At 64.0% G+C, this 19,278-nt stretch carries 14 protein-coding genes; 10 read left to right on the top strand and 4 right to left on the bottom strand.

The genetic code is table 11. The annotated features are described in order from the left end of the window. The first annotated feature begins 194 nt into the window (after nt 1–194). Together ABM562_RS00255 and speA are read left to right on the top strand one after the other, a co-directional pair. A complete protein-coding gene (locus ABM562_RS00255; RefSeq protein WP_010221702.1) occupies nt 195–566 on the top strand; it encodes a translation initiation factor Sui1 in 372 nt (123 codons plus the stop codon). Nucleotides 567–719: 153 nt separating this feature from the next. Next, a complete protein-coding gene (gene speA / locus ABM562_RS00250; RefSeq protein WP_115088960.1) occupies nt 720–2,633 on the top strand; it encodes an arginine decarboxylase in 1,914 nt (637 codons plus the stop codon). A gap of 136 nt (nt 2,634–2,769) precedes the next feature. On the opposite strand, the gene ABM562_RS00245 is transcribed toward speA, so the two are convergent. Continuing rightward, nucleotides 2,770–4,110 (bottom strand): MATE family efflux transporter, encoded by a 1,341-nt coding sequence (locus ABM562_RS00245; protein WP_115088959.1) that lies wholly within the window; start codon nt 4,108–4,110, stop codon nt 2,770–2,772. Nucleotides 4,111–4,256: 146 nt separating this feature from the next. Between ABM562_RS00245 and ABM562_RS00240 the strand changes: the two genes are divergently transcribed. Continuing rightward, nucleotides 4,257–9,218 (top strand): alpha-2-macroglobulin family protein, encoded by a 4,962-nt coding sequence (locus tag ABM562_RS00240; RefSeq protein WP_460420427.1) that lies wholly within the window; start codon nt 4,257–4,259, stop codon nt 9,216–9,218. 79 nt (nt 9,219–9,297) lie between these two features. Here ABM562_RS00240 and ABM562_RS00235 read toward each other — a convergent pair whose 3' ends face one another. After that, nucleotides 9,298–9,591 (bottom strand): hypothetical protein, encoded by a 294-nt coding sequence (locus ABM562_RS00235; RefSeq protein WP_038997361.1) that lies wholly within the window; start codon nt 9,589–9,591, stop codon nt 9,298–9,300. A gap of 104 nt (nt 9,592–9,695) precedes the next feature. Here ABM562_RS00235 and pbpC point away from each other — a divergent pair, with 104 nt between their 5' ends. Together pbpC and ABM562_RS00225 are read left to right on the top strand one after the other, a co-directional pair. After that, entirely contained in the window at nt 9,696–12,050 is a 2,355-nt protein-coding gene (pbpC, locus tag ABM562_RS00230) for a peptidoglycan glycosyltransferase PbpC (RefSeq protein ID WP_166675735.1), read from the top strand. A 98-nt stretch (nt 12,051–12,148) separates the two neighbouring features. Further along, nucleotides 12,149–13,816, top strand: a complete 1,668-nt coding sequence (locus tag ABM562_RS00225; protein ID WP_134064447.1) for a ShlB/FhaC/HecB family hemolysin secretion/activation protein — start codon at nt 12,149–12,151, stop codon at nt 13,814–13,816. Between the two features lie 42 nt (nt 13,817–13,858). On the opposite strand, the gene ABM562_RS00220 is transcribed toward ABM562_RS00225, so the two are convergent. Then, nucleotides 13,859–14,266, bottom strand: coding sequence for a response regulator (locus ABM562_RS00220; protein ID WP_115088956.1), 408 nt, complete (start codon nt 14,264–14,266; stop codon nt 13,859–13,861). Nucleotides 14,267–14,327: 61 nt separating this feature from the next. After that, entirely contained in the window at nt 14,328–14,540 is a 213-nt protein-coding gene (locus ABM562_RS00215; protein ID WP_115088955.1) for a Flp family type IVb pilin, read from the bottom strand. 316 nt (nt 14,541–14,856) lie between these two features. Here ABM562_RS00215 and cpaB point away from each other — a divergent pair, with 316 nt between their 5' ends. The 5 genes from cpaB to ABM562_RS00190 are packed head-to-tail and all read left to right on the top strand — an operon-like array spanning nt 14,857 to nt 19,277. Continuing rightward, a complete protein-coding gene (cpaB, locus tag ABM562_RS00210) occupies nt 14,857–15,774 on the top strand; it encodes a Flp pilus assembly protein CpaB (RefSeq protein WP_460420423.1) in 918 nt (305 codons plus the stop codon). A gap of 20 nt (nt 15,775–15,794) precedes the next feature. After that, on the top strand, nt 15,795–15,947 hold the full coding sequence (locus ABM562_RS00205; RefSeq protein ID WP_460420421.1) for a hypothetical protein: 153 nt from the start codon (nt 15,795–15,797) through the stop codon (nt 15,945–15,947). Next, on the top strand, nt 15,944–17,134 hold the full coding sequence (locus ABM562_RS00200) for a pilus assembly protein (RefSeq protein ID WP_115088953.1): 1,191 nt from the start codon (nt 15,944–15,946) through the stop codon (nt 17,132–17,134). The genes ABM562_RS00205 and ABM562_RS00200 overlap by 4 nt, the downstream gene beginning before the upstream one ends. Beyond that, the gene (locus tag ABM562_RS00195; RefSeq protein ID WP_010221716.1) at nt 17,131–18,399 is read left to right on the top strand and encodes a CpaF family protein; all 1,269 of its coding nucleotides are present in this window, start codon (nt 17,131–17,133) and stop codon (nt 18,397–18,399) included. Before ABM562_RS00200 ends, ABM562_RS00195 begins: the two co-directional genes overlap by 4 nt. Then, nucleotides 18,396–19,277 carry a type II secretion system F family protein gene (locus tag ABM562_RS00190; protein ID WP_233674697.1) on the top strand — a complete coding sequence of 294 codons (882 nt, stop codon included), beginning with the start codon at nt 18,396–18,398 and terminating at the stop codon, nt 19,275–19,277. Before ABM562_RS00195 ends, ABM562_RS00190 begins: the two co-directional genes overlap by 4 nt. Nucleotide 19,278 lies beyond the last annotated feature (1 nt).

Genomic DNA, 19,278 nt, shown 5'->3' with positions numbered 1-19,278 from the left:
CGTCGCGAATCACATGCAAAATGGCGCAGTTTTGTACTTAGCATTCGCGACATTTATCGTTACACTGCGCGGCCTTTTAAGGCTGCCGCACGCTTCATGCGGCAGTTGCGCTGCCCCTGCCAGAGTGGGGCTTCGCGGTCGGTACCCCGCCAGGGGCGTCGACCAGTTTTTATCCTCACCGTAGAGGATCAAAAGTGGCCAAGAAAGCCGCATCATTCGCCGCCCTGGGTGGCCTGGTGTTCTCCACTGATGCAGGCCGGCATTGCCCGGACTGCAGCAAACCCATAGATGCCTGCATCTGCAAACAGACGCTCATCCCCGAAGGCGATGGCATTGCTCGCGTGCGCCGCGAAAGCAAGGGCCGTGGCGGCAAGACGGTGACGACCATCAGCGGCGTGCCGCTGCCCCTGGAACAGCTAAAGGATCTGGCCAGCACGCTCAAGCGCCGCTGCGGAACCGGCGGCGCGTTGAAAGACGGGGTCATCGAAATCCAGGGCGATCATGTCGAGCTGTTACTGGCCGAGCTGATCAAACAGGGCTTCAAAGCGAAAAAGTCCGGCGGCTGAAGACTGCATCGCGATTTTTTGCAATTCGCTTTCTAAACTCGTTCCCGTAGGAAGGGTCTATCCCTGAACACGGATAATCGTCACTTTCAGGTTTTACACTGCGCCCGCCCCATGCCGGCCAGTGTTTTTCGACTTTCTATATAGGGGACTTCAATGTCCGTACGACGCACACGCAAAGACGATGGCAGCCAATGGACAGTTGCGGACAGCCGCAGTGTTTACGGCATTCGCCATTGGGGGGCCGGTTACTTCGCAATCAACGAGGCCGGGCGCGTCGAAGTCCGCCCGAATGGGCCAGAGAGTGCGCCGATCGACCTGTTCGAACAGGTCGACGAGCTGCGCAAGAGCGGCCTGTCGCTGCCATTGCTGGTACGTTTCCCGGACATCCTCCAGGACCGCGTGCGCCAGCTGACCGGCGCTTTTGACGCCAATATCGCGCGCCTGGAATACCAGAGCCAGTACACCGCGCTGTACCCGATCAAGGTCAACCAGCAAGAAGCGGTGGTGGAAAACATCATCGCCACCCAGAACGTCTCCATTGGCCTTGAAGCCGGCTCCAAGCCCGAGCTGCTGGCCGTGCTGGCGCTGGCGCCGAAAGGCGGCACCATCGTCTGCAACGGTTACAAGGACCGCGAGTTCATCCGCCTGGCATTGATGGGCCAGAAGCTGGGCCACAACGTCTTCATCGTCATCGAGAAAGAGTCGGAAGTGGCCCTGGTGATCGAAGAAGCCGCCGAGCTCAAGGTCAAGCCGCAGGTCGGCCTGCGCGTGCGCCTGTCGTCGCTGGCCTCGAGCAAGTGGGCCGATACCGGTGGCGAGAAGTCCAAGTTCGGTCTTTCGGCGGCGCAACTGATTTCGGTGGTGCAGCGCTTCCGCGATGCCGGCCTGGACCAGGGTATCCGCTTGCTGCACTTCCACATGGGCTCGCAGATCGCCAACCTGGCCGACTACCAGCACGGTTTCAAGGAAGCCATCCGTTACTACGGCGAGCTGCGCGCGCTGAACCTGCCGGTCGATCACATCGACGTCGGCGGCGGCCTGGGCGTTGACTACGACGGTACCCACTCGCGCAACGCCAGCTCGATCAACTACGACATGGATGACTACGCCGGTGTCGTGGTCGGCATGCTCAAGGAGTTCTGCGATGCCCAGGGCCTGCCGCATCCGCACATCTTCTCGGAAAGCGGCCGCTCGCTGACCGCACACCATGCCATGTTGGTGGTGCAGGTGACCGATGTCGAGAAGCACAACGACGAAGTGCCGCTGATCGAGAACAAGGAAAATCTGCCCGAGACCGTACAGTGGCTGGCCGACCTGCTGGGCCCGACCGATATCGAGATGGTCACCGAGACCTACTGGCGCGCCACTCACTACATGAGCGATGTCGCCGCCCAGTACGCCGACGGCAAGATCACCCTGGCCGAAAAAGCCCTGGCCGAGCAGTGCTACTTTGCCGTTTGCCGGCGCCTGCACAACTCGCTCAAGGCCCGTCAGCGTTCGCACCGCCAGGTGCTGGACGAGCTCAACGACAAGCTGGCCGACAAGTACATCTGCAACTTCTCGGTGTTCCAGAGCCTGCCGGACACCTGGGCGATCGGCCAGGTGCTGCCAATCCTGCCGCTGCATCGCCTGGATGAAGAGCCGCTGCGCCGCGCCGTGCTGCAGGACCTGACCTGCGACTCGGATGGCAAGATCAACCAGTACGTCGACGAGCAGAGCATCGAGACCAGCCTGCCGGTGCACGCGATCAACGAGGGTGAAGACTACCTGCTGGGTATCTTCCTGGTGGGTGCCTACCAGGAGATCCTGGGGGACATGCACAACCTGTTCGGTGATACCGACTCGGTGAACATCTACCAGAACCCGAACGGCAGCGTGTACCACGCCGGTATCGAGACCCACGACACCATCGAAGACATGTTGCGTTATGTGCACCTGTCGCCGGAGGAGTTGATGACTCATTACCGCGACAAGTGCGCCAGCGCCAAGATCACTGCCCGTGAGAAGACCCAGTTCCTCGACGCGCTGCGTCTGGGGCTGACCCGCTCGTCGTACCTGTCGAGCTGATCAGTGGTGCGGGTCGCGTGCAGTCGCTGGCTGCGCGTCGACCCCATCGCCGGCAAGTCCGGCTCCCACAGGTGCAGTGCCGCACTCTTGTGGGAGCTGGCCTTGCCAGCGATGGGCTGCGCAGCAGACCCAGAAACTACCGCACAAACCACCCATCCCGCCGCTGCAACCGCCAGCCCATCACCCCCAGCGTCACCCCGCGCAAGGCCATGAACAGCAGAAACCCCAACCACAAGCCGTGGTTGCCCAGGTCGCGGGCGACATAGGCGACCGGCAGGGCGATGAGTACGCTGAGCAGCATGCCGTTGCGCATCTCCCGCGCCCGCGTGGCGCCGATGAACAAGCCATCAAGCAGATAGCTCCACACCGCAATCAACGGCAGCAGTGCCAGGTACGGCAGGTACTGGTAGGCGGTTTCGCGTACGTTGGCGATGTCGGTCTGCATGTTGATGAACAGATGTCCGCCCAACAGAAACAATACGGCAAAGCCGGAACTGGCCAGCAACGACCAGCCGCAGGCAACGGTGAGCGAGCGCCTTAATGCCTGGCGATCGCCGGCACCGATGGCGTGCCCGCACAGCGCCTCGACCGCATGGGCCAGGCCATCGAGGGCATAGGCGGTGAGCAGCAGGCCATTGAGCAGCAGGGCGTTGGCCGCCACTGTCGCTTCACCCAGCCGCGTGCCTTGTACGGTGATCAGGAAGAACACCGCCTGCAGCGCCAGGCTGCGGATGAAGATGTCGCGGTTGACGCTGAGCAGCGGCCGCCAGCTCTGCCAGCGCGCCAGCAGCGCCCAGGCGATCTGCCCAGGGTAGGCGCGCAGGGCCGGCCGGGTCAGGGCCAGGCCGAGCAGGGCGGCGCTCCATTCGGCAATCACCGAGGCGCGGGCCGAACCGATCACGCCCCAGTCCAGGCCGAGCACGAACCACAGATTGAGGGCGATGTTGAGCAGGTTGGTAGTCAACAGGATCGCCAGCGGCGCCTTGGCGTTCTGGGTGCCGAGGAACCAGCCGACCAGGGCGAAGCTGGCCAGCGCCGCCGGCAGCCCGAGCAGGCGAGTCTGGAAGAAGTCGTGGGTCGATTGCTCCAGCGCCGCCGTCGGTTGCATCAATTGCAGGGCCAGGTGGCTGAACGGCAGGGCCAGCAAGCCCAGCAACAGGGAAAAAAGCAGCGCCAGCAGCAGGCCTTGCAGCAACACCTGGCGTAATGCCGCACCGTCGGCACGGCCCGCAGCCTGGGCGGCGAAACCGGTCGAACCCATGCGCAGAAAGCCCATGACCCAGGCCAGGAAGGTGTACAGGCTGGCGCCCACCGCCACCGCACCCAGTTGATGGGCATGGGGCAGGTGGCCGATTACGGCGCTGTCGACCAGGGCCACCAATGGTACGGAAATATTCGAAAGTATCATCGGCGCGGCCAGCGCCCAGACCTTGATATGGGTCGGGCGGTCGCGCCAGTCGGTCAGCAAACGGGACATGGAGGCTCCTGGCAAGCCGGCATTGTAGCCGCTGTGCTAGTAAATCGTGCGAAGGCCGTCTCACATCCGCTCGCCGTATCACCGTTGCGGCGCGGTTGATATATAGTGCACGCCTAAGATTCCGCTGCCCGAGAGTTACTACTCCCATGCTCAACAAAGGATTGTTGCTGGCCTGCGCGCTGGCCTTGCTCAGTGCCTGCGATTCGTCTGCCCCGGATAAACCGGCTTCGGCGCCGGCCACACCGCCAGCGCAGACGCAGGATCAACCCGCGGCGCCAGCCCCGGCCCCGGCAGCTGCCCCCGCAGCGCAGCCGGAAGCGGAAAAAACCGCTCCGGCCAAGGAAGATGCCTCAACCCTGGCCAAGCGTTATGCCGGCCGCGAGCTGAGCGTGGTGGATGTCTCGGAAGTGCAGGTCGATGGTGCCAGCGCGCTGTCCCTGACCTTTTCGATTCCCCTGGATGACCAGCAGAACTTCGCCGACAAGGTGCACCTGGTCGATACCGTCAAAGGCAAGGTCGACGGTGCCTGGGAGCTCTCCGCGAACAAGATGGAGTTGCGCCTGCGCCACCTGGAGCCGCAGCGCAAGCTGGTGCTGACCATCGACGCCGGCCTGCTCGCGGTCAACGGCAAGCGCCTGCCCGGCGAGTCGATCAGCCGCCTGGAAACCCGCGACATGCAATCGACCATCGGCTTCGCCAGCCGTGGCTCGCTGCTGCCGACCCGCCTGGCCGAAGGCCTGCCGGTGATCGCCTTGAACGTCAACAAGGTCGATGTCGAGTTCTTCCGCATCAAGTCGGACAAACTGTCGCCGTTCCTGGCCACCTGGGGCCGCAACAGCAGCTTGTACTACTACACGTCCAAAGAAATCCTGGACATGACCGATCTGGTCTACAGCGGCCGCTTCGACCTCAACCCGGCGAAGAACACCCGCGAGACCGTGCTGCTGCCGATTGCCGGGATCAAGCCGCTGCAAGAGCCAGGCGTGTACATGGCGGTGATGCGCGCCTCCGGTACCTACGACTACACACAACCGGCAACGCTGTTCACCCTCAGTGACATCGGCGTCTCGGCGCACCGTTACCAGAACCGCCTGGACGTCTTCACCCAGGGCCTGGAAGGCGGCAAGGCGCTAAGCGGCGTCGAACTGGAACTGCTCGACGGCGAAGGCCGCGTGCTGGCCCAGGCCAAGACCGACAGCGACGGCCACGCCCAGTTGCCGACGCCACCCAAGGCCGAAACCCTGCTGGCCCACCAGGGCGTGCACACCACCATGCTGCGCCTGAACAGCGCAGCCCTGGACCTGGCCGAATTCGACATCACCGGCCCCCAGGCCAACCCGCTGCAGTTCTTCGTGTTCGGCCCGCGCGACCTGTATCGCCCGGGTGAAACCGTGTTGCTCAACGGCCTGTTGCGTGACCAGGACGGCCGTCCGCTCAAGCCGCAACCGGTGACTGTGGAAGTACGCCGCCCGGATGAACAGATCAGCCGCAAGTTCGTCTGGGAGGCCGATGCCAATGGCTTCTATCAGTACCAGCTGCAACTGGCCGACGAAGCGCCGACCGGGCGCTGGCAGTTGCTGTTCGACCTCGGCGGCAAGAAGCAGGTGTTCGAGTTCCTAGTCGAAGACTTCCTGCCCGAGCGCCTGGCCCTGGAACTGAAGGGCAGCGACAAACCGCTGAGCCCGGATCAAACCGCGCAGATCAAGGTCAATGGCCGTTACCTGTACGGCGCCCCGGCTTCGGGCAACCGCCTCAGCGGCCAGGCCTATGTGCGCCCGTTGCGTGAAGCGGTGCCGGCACTGCCGGGCTACCAGTTCGGTTCGATCACCGAGGAGGAATTGAGCCAGGACCTGGAGCTGGACGAAGTCACCCTGGACAGCGCCGGCAAAACCACCCTGAACATCGAAAGCAAATGGTCCGAGGCCCGTTCGCCGCTGCAACTGACCGTGCAGGCCAGCCTGCAGGAGTCCGGTGGCCGGCCGATCACCCGGCGCCTGGAACAACCGATCTGGCCGGCCGGGCGCCTGCCTGGCTTGCGCGGCCTGTTCGAGGGTGAAGAGGCCGACGAAGGCCCGGTGGAATTCGAAGTGCTGGTGGCCGACCCCCAAGGCAACAAGCTGGCGGTCAACAACCTCAAGGTGCGCCTGGTCCGCGAGCGCCGGGACTACTACTGGAACTACTCGCAGAGCGACGGCTGGAGCTACAACTACAACGAGAAATTCCTGATCCAGAACGAAGAGACGGTCAACGTCAAGGCCGGCTCCACCGCGCGGGTGAACTTCCTGGTCGACTGGGGCCCGTACCGTGTCGAGGTCGAAGACCCGCAGACCGGCCTGGTGTCGAGCGCGCGCTTCTGGGCCGGCTACCGCGCCCAGGACAACGCCGATGGCGGCGCCGTGCGTCCGGACCAGGTCAAGCTGGCCCTGGACAAACCGTCGTATAGCGATGGCGCCACTGCCAACATCACTGTCACCCCGCCTGCCGCAGGCACCGGCTACCTGATGGTCGAGTCCAGCGAAGGTCCGCTGTGGTGGGAAGAAATCGATGTGCCGGCCGAAGGCAAGAGTTTTGCCGTCAAACTCGATCCGAAGTGGGCGCGCCACGACCTGTATGTCAGTGCCCTGGTGATCCGCCCGGGCGAGCGCAAGGTCAACGCCACACCGAAACGCGCCGTGGGTGTACTGCACCTGCCGCTCGATCGCCACGAGCGCAAGCTGGCGGTGACCCTCACTGCCCCGGAAAAAATGCGCCCCAAGCAGCCGCTGACCGTCAAGGTGCAAGCGCGCAACGCCGACGGCAGCGTGCCCAAGCAGGTGCATGTACTGCTGGCAGCGGTGGACGTGGGTATCCTCAACATCACCGAGTTCGAAACGCCTGACCCGTTCACCGGCATGTTCGGCCGCAAGGCCTATGGTGCTGACCAACTGGATATCTACGGCCAGTTGATCGAAGCCGGGCAGGGCCGTCTGGCCAGCCTGGCCTTCGGTGGTGACGCGGCCATGGCCAAGGGCGGCAAGCGCCCGAACACCACGGTGACCATCGTTGCCAAGCAAAGCGCCCCGGTGACCCTCAATGACAAGGGCGAGGGTGAAGCGACGGTCGATATCCCCGACTTCAACGGTGAGCTGCGGTTGATGGCCCAGGCTTGGACCGACGAGCGCTACGGCATGGCCGAAGGCAAGACCGTGGTCGCCGCGCCGTTGATTGCCGAGCTCTCGGCGCCGCGCTTCCTCGCCGGTGGCGACCGCACGACCCTGGCCCTGGACCTTTCCAACCTGTCGGGCAAGGCGCAGAACCTGACCGTGCGCCTGAGCACCGAAGGCCAGTTGAACCTGCTCGGCGCCGCCGAACAGACCCTGAGCCTCATCGAAGGCAAGCGCGTCACCCTGCTGGTGCCGGTGCAGGCCAGCGGTGGCCTGGGCCAGGGCAAGGTCAAGGTCGAGGTGCAGGGCCTGCAACTGCCGGGCGAGTCGGCCACAGCCTTCAGCCGCGACTGGACCCTGGGCATTCGCCCGGCCTACCCGGCGATGCTGCAGCACTATCGTGTTGCCCTCAAAGACCAACCCTGGACCCTGCCGGAATCTGACCTGGCGCTGTTCGAGCCGTCGGGCCTGGAAGCCTCACTGGCACTGTCGAGCCGCCCGCCGCTGAACCTGGCCGAGCAGATCCGCGCCCTCGAAGCCTACCCGTACGGCTGCCTGGAACAGACCACCAGTGGCCTGTATCCGTCGCTGTACGCCGATGCCGCGACGCTCAAGCGCCTGGGTATCAAGGGTGAGCCGGCCGACGTGCGCAAGCGCAAGATCGAGATGGGCGTCGAGCACCTGCTGGGCATGCAGCGCTACAACGGCAGCTTTGGCCTGTGGAGCTCTGATGACCAGGAAGAATTCTGGCTGACCGCCTACGTCACCGACTTCCTCCTGCGTGCCCGCGAGCAGGGTTACGCGGTACCGCCCGAGGCCCTGAAAAAGGCCAGCGAGCGACTGCTGCGTTACCTGCAGGAGCGCAACCTGATCGAGGTCAACTACAGCCAGAACGCCGAGCACAGCCGCTTCGCCGTGCAGTCTTATGCGGCCCTGGTGCTGGCGCGTACCCAGCAAGCGCCGCTGGGTGCCCTGCGCAGCCTGTTCGAGCGGCGCAGCGATGCGCGTTCCGGCCTGCCGTTGGTGCAGTTGGCCATCGCCCTCGACAAGATGGGCGACAAGCCGCGTGCGCAACAGGCACTGCAGGCCGGCCTGGCCGTCACCCGCAACGAGAACACCTGGCTGGGCGACTACGGCAGCCCAGTGCGTGACCAGGCGCTGATCCTGTCGCTGCTCACTGAGAACAACCTGGCCAGCGACAAGCTCGATGCACGGCTGTTCGAGCTCTCCGACCAGATGGCGGGTAACCGCTGGCTGTCGACCCAGGAGCGCAACGCACTGTTCCTTGCCGGTCGTGGCCTGTTGCGCAAGCCTGAAGGCAACTGGTCGGCACGCCTGGACAGCGCCGGTGAGGTGCGCGAATTCAACAACGAGCAATCGGGGATGAAACTCGAAGGCGCGCTGCTGGCCTCACCGCTGACCATCCAGAATGAAGGCAGCGAGACGCTGTTCCAGCAACTGACCCTGTCCGGTTATCCGCGCCAGGCCCCGGTTGCCCGCGGCAGTGGCATGACCATCCGCCGCGAGTTCCTTGGCATGAATGGCCAGGCCCTGGATATCAAAGCGCTCAAGAGCGGTGACCTGGTGCTGGTGCACCTGGCGGTAACCGCCAACACCCAGGTGCCGGACGCCCTGGTGGTCGACCTGCTGCCGGCGGGCCTGGAGCTGGAAAACCAGAACCTGGCGCAAAGCGCGGCAAGCCTCGAGAACGCCAGCAGTGCGGTGAAGGAATGGCGCGAGTCGATGCAGAACGCCGCTGTCGTGCATCAGGAGTTTCGTGATGACCGCTACGTGGCGGCGCTGAACATCGACCAATACGCCACCACCCACCTGCTGTACCTGGCCCGTGCGGTGACCCCGGGGACCTACAAGGTACCGCCACCGCAGGTCGAGTCGATGTACCGGCCGAACTACAACGCGGTGGGCGAGTCGCCTGCCGAACTGGTGGTCAAGGGCCGCCTGTAGGAGCGGGCTTGACCCGCGATAGGGCCACACTGGCCCTATCGTGGGACAGGTCGACTCCTCGCACCGCCGCTCCTGCTGCTCAGTGAATGATCCAGCTCAGCACCCACAAACCCAGCACCAGCCAGATGATGCCGAGTATGATCGAAGCGCGCATGAAGGCGCGGATCGCCGAGTACAGCAGCATCAGGCCGATGATCAGGGCGAGGATGCTGACCAGCGAAGTGTCCATGCCCAGGGTGCGTGACAGGCCCTCGATGAAATTGCCGCCGGCGTTGGCCAGCAGGTTGAACAACCCGCTCAGGCCGTCGACGATAAAACGGATCACCGCCCCCAGTGCCTGGCCGAGCCACTCGAAAAAACCTTCTACATGCATAGTTGCTTCCTGATGATCAATTCGGCGAATGCGCCGTTGCCAAGCCTTTGGCCATGCCTTGGCCGGGTCGGTTCCCTGCGTAGCTGTTACGCCAGGAGAGCCTGATGCACATCTTAGCGCGCCTGCGTGGCGCAATCAGAAAACCACTGGGCTTGCTGCTCGCCATCCCGTTGCTGCTGATTGGCCTGTTATGGCTCGCCGACCGCATCTGGCCGTTACCGATGCCGGCGGATGACCTCGCCCGTGTGGTGTTGGCCGAAGACGGCACGCCGCTGTGGCGCTTTGCCGATGCCGATGGTGTGTGGCGCTACCCGGTCAGTGCCGAGCAGGTTTCGCCCTATTACCTGGAGGCGTTGCTGACCTACGAGGACCGCTGGTTCTACCATCACCCCGGGGTCAACCCGCTGGCGCTGACGCGCGCGGCCTGGCAGAACCTGCGCGGTGGCCGGGTGTTGTCCGGTGGCAGCACCTTGTCGATGCAGGTGGCGCGTCTGCTCGATCCGCATTCGCGCACGCTGCCCGGCAAGTTGCGCCAGTTATGGCGTACCGCGCAACTGGAGTGGCACCTGTCGAAAGCGCAGATCCTCGAGATTTACCTCAACCGCGCGCCGTTCGGTGGCACCTTGCAGGGCGTCGCCGCGGCCAGTTGGGCGTATCTTGGCAAGTCGCCGATGCACCTGACGCCTTCGGAAGCAGCGTTGCTTGCGGTGTTGCCCCAGGCTCCCAGCCGCCTGCGTCCGGATCGTCACCCTGAACGCGCCCAGGCGGCGCGCGACAAGGTACTGCAGCGCCTGGCCGAATATCAGGTATGGCCGCAGCAGCGGGTTGCCGAGGCCGCCGAGGAACCGCTGTTGCTGGCACCGCGTCAGGAGCCGGCGCTGGCGCCGCTGTTGGCGCGTCGCCTGAATCGCCCGCACAGCCCGCCGTTGATTCGCACCACCCTCGATGCCTCCTTGCAACGGCGCCTGGAAGACCTGCTGCTGGGCTGGCGCGCCCGGCTGCCGGAACGTACCTCGGCGGCGATTCTGGTGGTCGAGGCGCAGAACATGGCGGTGCGCGCTTACCTGGGTTCGGTTGATCTCAACGACGAGCGCCGCTTTGGCCATGTCGACATGATCAGCGCCCTGCGTTCACCTGGTTCGACCCTCAAGCCGTTCCTCTACGGCATGGCCATGGACGACGGTCTGATCCATTCCGAATCCTTGCTTCAGGATGTCCCGCGACGTTACGGCGACTATCGGCCGGGTAACTTTTCCATGGGTTTCAGCGGGCCGGTGGCGGCCAGTTCCGCCCTGGCCCTGTCATTGAACCTGCCTGCGGTGCAACTGCTTGAGGCCTACGGGCCGAAACGCTTTGCCGCGCAGATGCGCAGTGGTGGTGTGCCGTTGATCCTGCCGCCGCTGGCCGAGCCGAACCTGTCGCTGATTCTTGGCGGTGCCGGTAGCCGCCTGGAGGATCTGGTCGGCGGTTATGCGGCGTTTTCCCGCGATGGCCTGAGCGCGCCGATCCGCTTGCAACCGGATGATCCCTTGCTTGAGCGGCGTCTGCTCTCGCCGGGCAGTGCCTGGATCATCCGCCGTATTCTCAGCGGCCAGGCACGCCCGGATCGCGACCCTCATGCCGAACTGGTGCAGCGGCCGCAACTGGCCTGGAAGACCGGCACCAGCTATGGCTTTCGTGATGCCTGGTCGATCGGCGTGGGGCCGCGCTACCTGATTGGCATCTGGATCGGCCGCCCCGATGGCACGCCGGTGCCGGGGCAGTTCGGCCTGGCCTCGGCGGCGCCGTTGATGCTGCAGGTGCATGACGTGCTGAGTAACCGCGACAGCCAGCGCGGCATCACCACATCGGTGGCGGCGGTGCCAGCCAACGTGGGGGTGGCGGCGATCTGCTGGCCGCTGGGGCAACCCATGGCCCGCCAGGACCCCAACTGCCGCCGCCAGCGCTTCGCCTGGACCCTGGATGGCACCACGCCGCCGACCCTGCTGGCCCAGGACCAACCCTTGAGCGTCGGCTTGCGCGAGACCGTCTGGGTCAACGCCCAGGGCTTGCGCGTCGATGCCACGTGCGCCGGCGCCCAGGCGCGGGAAATCGCCCTGTGGCCGTCGCCACTGGAACCCTGGCTGCCGCGGGTTGAACGCCGCGAGGCGCGCTTGCCCAAGGTCGATCCGCAGTGCCCACCGCAGGTGCCGCCCAGTGCGCCGCCGTTGTCCATCGTCGGTGTGCGTCAGGGCGATCAGTTGCGCCGTCCGGCCACCAGCAGCGAGCCGTTGCGATTCAAGGTCTCGGCCCTTGGCGGTAACGGTCGGCACTGGTGGTTCCTCAACGGCGCGCCGCTGGGCGAAACCAACGGTCAGGAAAACCTCACGGCGAGCTTCGATCAGGCCGGGCGCTTCGAGTTGAGCGCCCTGGATGAAAGCGGTGAAACCGCCCGGGTCGAGTTCCAGGTCAACGAGTGACAGCGCGGATTAGACGATGCCGGGGCCAGCACCTACGCTTGGATTGACGAGGCCGCCGCCCTGGCGGCCTTGTACTGTTCGGGATCATGGAGTGTCCGATGCGTGCGTTGGCTGTCGCGATTGTTGGGTTGTCCTGGACGAGCGTGGCCAGTAGCGAACCCCTGCCGCGCTTTCTCGACAGCCACGAAATCGAACGAAACCTGCCCGCCCCAAACTTGCCGGCCGATGCCTATCGGCCGAGTAACCCGGGGGTTCTGCTGCCCATCCCGGTCACCCAGGCCCAGCCGTTGCTGCGCGGCAGTCGGATCATCTTGCGCAAGGTGCGTTTCGAAGGCGGCAGCATCTATCCGTTGAGTGACCTGCGCGATAACTATCAGGGCCTGATCAACCGTGAAGTCAGCCTGGGCGAACTGATCGACGCCACCCAGCGGCTGACCCAGCGCTACCAGCAGGACGGCTACCTGCTGTCCCATGCTTATCTGCCCGCGCAGGACTTCGCCGATGGTCGGGTGCGGGTGGTCCTGGTCGAAGGTTACATCGACGATTTCGAGCTGCACGGCGACGTTGGCCCGGCGGCGGCCTATGTGGAAAAACTGGTGGGCAGGCTCAAAGCCGAGCGGCCGCTGACCCGCGCGACCTTCGAGCGCTATGTCGCCCTGATGAGTCGCCTGCCGGGCTTCAGCGTACAGGCGCGGTTGTCGCCGGCAGATGCCGGTAGTGGCACCAGCCAGCTGATCGTCGAGGCCACGCGTCGGCCTTTGAGCGGCACCCTGACCGTCACCGATGGCACCCGTGATGATCCCCAGGCGTTACTCGCCGTGAGCAGCAACGCGCAGACGGCGCTCGCTGAACAGTTCAGTTTCACGACCCTGGCGCCGCGTGGGGAGGATCACGAAAGCTATTTCCGCCTGGATTATTCCCAATACCTGGACGATCAGGGCAGCCAGCTGCACCTGTCGGCGTCGCGTTACGAAAGCGACCCCAGTGCCCAGGTGCTGCTCGGCGATGGCACCCAGCTCAAGGCCCATCGCGAGAATGACCGTTTCTCGGCCGGCCTGAGCCAGGTGCTACTGGCCGCGCCCGGTGAATCGCTCAACGTTGCTGCGCGCTTTTACATGGTCAACGACGATGTCGTGTATCGCGCGGTCGGTGCGCCCCTGCGGCTCAGCAATCGCACCGACGTGCGCGCCCTGGGGTTTGAAGGTGAGTGGCGCAAGGCCGATGCCGGCCAGCTGCGGATTGTCAGTGGCGGTGCCTATCAGGGCCTCGATTACCTGGGGGCGAAAACCAACAGCGACTTTGACCTGGATTTCCTCCGCCTGCGCCTGTCCGGGTTGCAGAGCGACCGCTTGTTCGGCAACTGGCAGGGGGTGGCGTCGGCGGCCTTGTACTGGAGTGGTGACAGCCTGCCCGACAGCGAGCGGGTGGTGTTCGGCGGGCAGAGCTTCGCCCGTGGTTACCCCGCCGACCAGGCCTTGGGCGACAAAGGCTGGGGCCTGGCGTATGAGGTTAACTACAGCTTCAACGGGGATGGTCGCTGGGTGAGGCTGCTGCAACCTTACGGCGTGCTGGATACCGCGCGCACCTGGTTCAATGAAGTGGACCTGCGCGATGCGCACCTGTCATCAGTGGCAGTGGGGCTGCGCATCGGTGATGGGCGTTTCTACAACATGGCGCTGGAACTGGCCAAGCCGCTGTCGGACGTCGCCCTCGACAGCTTTGACCGGGAACCGCGGGTGAGTTTGAGTTTCAGTTTTCAGCTGTAGGCCGTTCCTACTTTGTGGGAGCGGGCTTGACCCGCGATGCTTCTACTGCACCAGTTGCATCCGCGGCTTGGGGAACAGGTTGTCCAGGGTTTCCAGCAGGCGGGTGTGGTAGATCGGCTTGCGGAACAGGTCCAGCACCTGCAGGCGCAACAGGTCGCTGACGTCGTCCATGTCGGCATGCCCGGAGGTGACGATCACCGGCAGGTGCTGGCGCGCGGTGTGTTCGCGCAAGCGCTTGATCAGTGATATGCCGCTTTCCTCGGGCATGCGCAGGTCGGTGATGACCAGGGCCACGTCCGGGTGGCGGGTGAGCTGTTGCAGGGCGAGTTTGACCGAGGTAGCCGTGTGACAGCAAAACCCCTCACCCTCCAGCAATTCGGCAAGCTCCAGCAAGGCGTCCTCTTCGTCATCCACCAGGAGCAACTGTTGACGGGGGGAAGAGGTAGGCATAAGGCAGTCCTGTGATGGAGGCGTTGTTCAGTACGTTAGCGTGAACCCATGAATCCATTCGTCAATTGCTACCACTGCTGCTCGAAGCTGGTGGGGCTTTTAGCGCATTTTCAACCTTGGTCATGACTCCAGTGACATTGGTGGAAATAGGCGTAATGAACGCCGTCAACGCTACCGCGACCATTGCCGCGATAATCGCGTACTCAATGCCGGAGGCGCCATCCTTGCGGTAGAAGAATTCTTTGCAGCTTTTGAGGACACGGGAAAGAGGCATGGCATTTCTCCTTGCGCCGCAGGCGCAGGTGGCAGGGGTATTGGATGATTCCCCTTTGCCATCACAGCATCGTCAACGGGTCATACTTCGGCAAATGTAAGAAGGGATTAATACTAAAGTTATAACCAGATGTCGGCGCCAATAAGCTGTTGTTTTATGGTGCTGCCGGTTTTGCGACGGAAAAAAATCTGACGGGTAATGGCATTTTGTCCTAGCTACGCTACCGTCAAATAGCGAAATAGTTGTTTCCGACTGCAGTGCTGTGGGCCATTTCACATAAAGGGCCGAAAGAACGCTGAGGGGAAGGAGGACCGGCATGAGCAGTCGCATTACCATCATCCTCGCAGGCTTTTTTCTGCTCGGCGCGTTGCTGGCCGGTTACTGGGGCCTGGCCCTTAGCCGCTCACCCAGTGAACCGCTTGCCGCACCTGTACCGGCGCCCGTTGAGCAAGTGGCACAAGACGCCGCTGACGAACTGCGCAAGCCGGTGGTGGTGTTGCGTCGCGATGTTGCCGCGTATGTGCCGCTGACGGCAGACGACCTGGTGGTAGAACGCTTGCAGGTGGCGCCGCCCGGCAGTTTTCAGACCCCTGAGCAAGTGCTCGGGCGCAGCAGTTGGCGCGCGTTGAGTGCTGGAACCTGGCTGGAGCAGGGCAGCTTTGACGCCGGTGGCCCGCTGGCACGGATGATCCACCCCCATGAGCGCGCGCTGGCGGTAGCTGTGGATGAGGTGGTGGGTGTCGCCGGGCAGTTGAGTCCGGGCGACTATGTCGATGTCTTGCTGTTTCTGCGCGAAGAGACCCGCAACCCGCAAGCGTCGGCTCAGGTGATACTGCCTGCACTGCGTCTGCTCAGTGTCGGCGAACAGTTGGGCCTGACCAATGACGGCAAGCCCGCGCAGCCGCCAGTGAATGAAAAGAGCCAGCCGCAGCAACCGTCACATGTTGCGCGCACGGTAGTGCTTGCCGTTCCCGAGGCACTGGCCAGCCGCTTGTTGCTTGCCGCCCAGGCCGGCAGTTTGCGCCTGGCCGTACGCAGCGCCGAAGAGAAGCGCCTGGCCCGCTACTGGGCGGACCCCAAAGCCGGCGGCAAGGAAGTCGATAGCGCCAATCGCAAACTCTATCGCTTCAGTCAGCTTGCCCAGGCACCAGCCGCCCAGCCGGTGGCCAGCGTCGCGCCGTCGCGCGGCATAGAAATCATCCGCGGAAATCAAGCCAGACAGCCCACTCCCTGACCAAGCAAGGATGCCCTTCAATGAGCAGTCGTTCCGAGCGGGTAATCAAGCAGATGCTCTGTGCCTTGCCGTGCACTGCGCCGCAGGTGCCAATGGCGCACGCCCCGATCCGGGGCCGGCTGGTGTTCCTCGAAAACAGCGATTTCGAACGTCGCAGCGGGTTATCCCTATGAGTGAAAACCTGAGCCAGACCTTCCTCGCCATTACCCGCAACGATGGCGACTTGCAGTGGTTGCAAGGTGCGCTGGCGCCCTTGGGGCAAGTGGTGGGCGCCGGCAGCGGCAGCCTTGACGAGTTGCTGGCGCTGGTCGATGTCACCTTTGCCAGTTTGGTGTTCGTGGGGCTGGATCGTGAGCAGGTGGTCAATCAGTGCGCACTGATCGAGGGGGTGCTGGAAGCCAAACCGATGCTGGCAATCGTCGCCCTGGGCGATGGCATGGACAACCAGTTGGTGCTCAATGCCATGCGTGCCGGGGCGCGGGACTTTGTCGCCTATGGCTCGCGCTCCAGTGAGGTCGCAGGGTTGGTGCGGCGCTTGAGCAAACGCCTGCCGCCAGTAACCAGCAACCCCAGCCTTGGGGGGCTGACGGTACTCTATGGCGCCCAGTGCACCGCAGATGGCGCCTTGCTGACCACCCATATGGCGCGGGTGGTGCAAACCAGCGGCCAGCAAACGTTGCTGCTGGACCTTGGCGTGCCTCGTGGTGACAGCCTGGCATTGCTCGGCCTGGAAGCCTCGTTTCATTTCGGCGATGCCCTGCGCCACCTGCGCCGGCTCGACAATACCCTGATCGACAGCGCCTTCACGCGTGAAAGCTCGGGCCTGCGCCTGCTGGCCTACGCCGAGACCGACGAACCGCTGGAGCGCACCAGCGCGGCGGAGCTGTACATGCTGCTCAGCGCCTTGCGCCAGCATTTTCAGCACATCGTCGTGAACCTGACCGGGCAGGCTGACAGCGAAGCCCTGCGCACCTTCGTCAGCCATTGCGACAAGCTGATCTGGTACACCGACCAGAACGTCCTCGATTGCCGGCGCAACCTGGAGGTACTGACCCAATGGCGCGAGAAGGGCATGAAGCTCGAACACGCCAGCCTGCTGGTCGACCGCTACCTGCGCGGCGTCGCACCGGACTCCGAAGCCCTGGGCAAGCGCTATGGCTTGCCGGTTCTGCGGGTCTTGCCCTACAGCCCAGAGGTGCGCCTGAATGCCAAGAACCAGGGCCTGACCTTGTTCGAACTGGCGCCGCGCGAGCAGCTCACCCAACATTTGAAAGCGCTCGGTGAACGGCTGGCGCGCCGCTCCGAGGGCAACCCGGTGGTCAGCGCCAACTGGCTCAATCGGTTATGGGGGCATAAATGAGCGGTGACGAACTGTTCGGCGGCCCGCGGCACAATCTGGGGGCCGACCCGCAAGGGCTCAAGCGTGCCTTGCATCGTTACATCATCGACGCCATCGAGGACAGCGGGCGCAACCTGCTCGAAGGCTCGCGCCCGGCCCTGGCGCAATTCGTGGTGGAGCAGGTCGGCGACTATATCGCCCGATTGCACCTGGCCCTGTCGCGCTACGAGATGGAACGCCTGGCCGAGGAAATCGTCGACGAACTGACCGGCTTCGGTCCGCTTGAAGTGCTGTTGCGCGATGCCAGCGTCACCGAAATCCTGGTCAACGGCCCGCACCGGGTGTTCATCGAGCGGGCCGGCCTGTTGCAGCAGACGGATCTGCGCTTTATCGATGCCCACCATGTCGAGCGGGTCATGCAACGGATTCTCGCGCCCTTGGGCAGGCGCCTGGATGAATCGTCACCCATGGTCGATGCGCGCATGCCCGACGGCAGCCGGGTCAATGCGATCATTCCGCCGGTGGCGCTGGACGGCCCGTGCCTGTCGATCCGCAAGTTTCGCAAGGACATGCTCAAGAGCGCCGACCTGCTGGCCACCCGGACCATCGACCAGGGCATTCTCGACTTCATCCAGTTGGCGGTGGCACGGCGCTGCAACATCCTGGTCAGTGGCGGCACCGGCACCGGCAAGACCACCATGCTGAATATCCTCAGCCAGTTGATTACGCCCCGCGAGCGCCTGGTGACCATCGAAGACGTGGCCGAGCTGCAGCTCGATCACCCTCACGTGGTGCGCCTGGAAACCCGTCCGCCAAATGCCGAGGGGCATGGCGAGATCAAGGCCAGCGAGCTGATCCGCAACGCCTTGAGGATGCGCCCCGACCGCATTCTGCTCGGCGAGATCCGTGGCGTCGAAGTGCTCGATGTGCTCACCGCGATGAACACCGGTCACGACGGCTCAATGAGTACCGTACATGCCAACACCGCCCAGGACGCCTTGCTGCGTCTGGAAACCCTGGTCGGCCTGACCGGCCGCCAAGTGGCCGAGAAAACCCTGCGGCAGATGATCTGCGCCGCACTGGATGTGGTCATTCAATTGACCCGTCTGGCCGATGGCCGCCGCTGTGTCAGCGAGGTGTTGGAGGTAGTCGGGGTGCGCGATGATGTGTACGTCACCAATACCCTGTTCCGTCTCGATCGGCACAACGGCGAGGGTTTCTTGCGGGAGGCGCCGAACCCTGCCGGCGACAAGCTGCGCCGCGACTATTCGGAACTGCAGCCGTGATTGCCGCAGTACTTGGCTTGATCTGCCTGGCCTTGCTGGGGGTATCGGTGCGCTTGTTCTACAGCGGCATGCGCAAGTCGGGTGAGGAGCGGATCCTGCAGCGTCTTGGCCAGGTTCAGGAGTCCTCGGCGCTGACGCCCAGTCGCCGCGATTGGCTGGACCGCCTGTTGCAGCGTGCCGGTATCGAGCGGCGCAATGACCGGCTGCTGATATGGCTGGCGATCGGCCTGCTGACAGCGCTGCTGTGTGGCCGGATCCTGGGGTGGGCTGCAGGCGTCGGGCTGGTGCTGCTTGCGCCGTTGCTGATCTGGTTGTACCTGGGCTGGCGCTATCGTCGACGGGTGCAGCGGATGATCGAACAGTTGCCGGTGTTGCTCGATCACAGTGTGCGCAGCCTCAAGGCCGGACGAACCTTGAACGATGCCGTGCTGGGGGCCATCGATGCGTCGCGTGATCCTTTGCATGGCGCTCTGCAGCGGGTGCGGCGCAATGTGCAGATGGGCGTCAGCCTGGACGATGCCATGAGCGACCTGGCCGAACTGTATGAACAGGATGAGCTGCGCCTGTTCGCGTTGGGCCTGCGTATCAATCATCGCTACGGCGGCAACGCCAGCGAGCTGCTGGAGAACCTGATCAAGCTGATTCGCGAGCGCGAGCAGGGTAGCCGTCAACTGCGCGCCATGACCGGTGAAACCCGCATGACTGCGACTGTCCTGGGCCTGTTGCCGGTGGGTATGGCCGGCTATTTCCTGATCAGCAACCCCAACTATTTGCTGGCTATGTGGCAGGACGGCAACGGTCAGTTCCTGCTGCTCGGCGCGTTTATCCTGCAAGTGGTGGGCTGCCTGATGTTGTGGCGCATGTTACGGAGTATCTGAA

Source organism: Pseudomonas sp. ZL2, from assembly GCF_054788455.1.
Note: the sequence above shows the minus strand (reverse complement) of the source record. Positions and strands in the feature narration are given on the sequence as shown.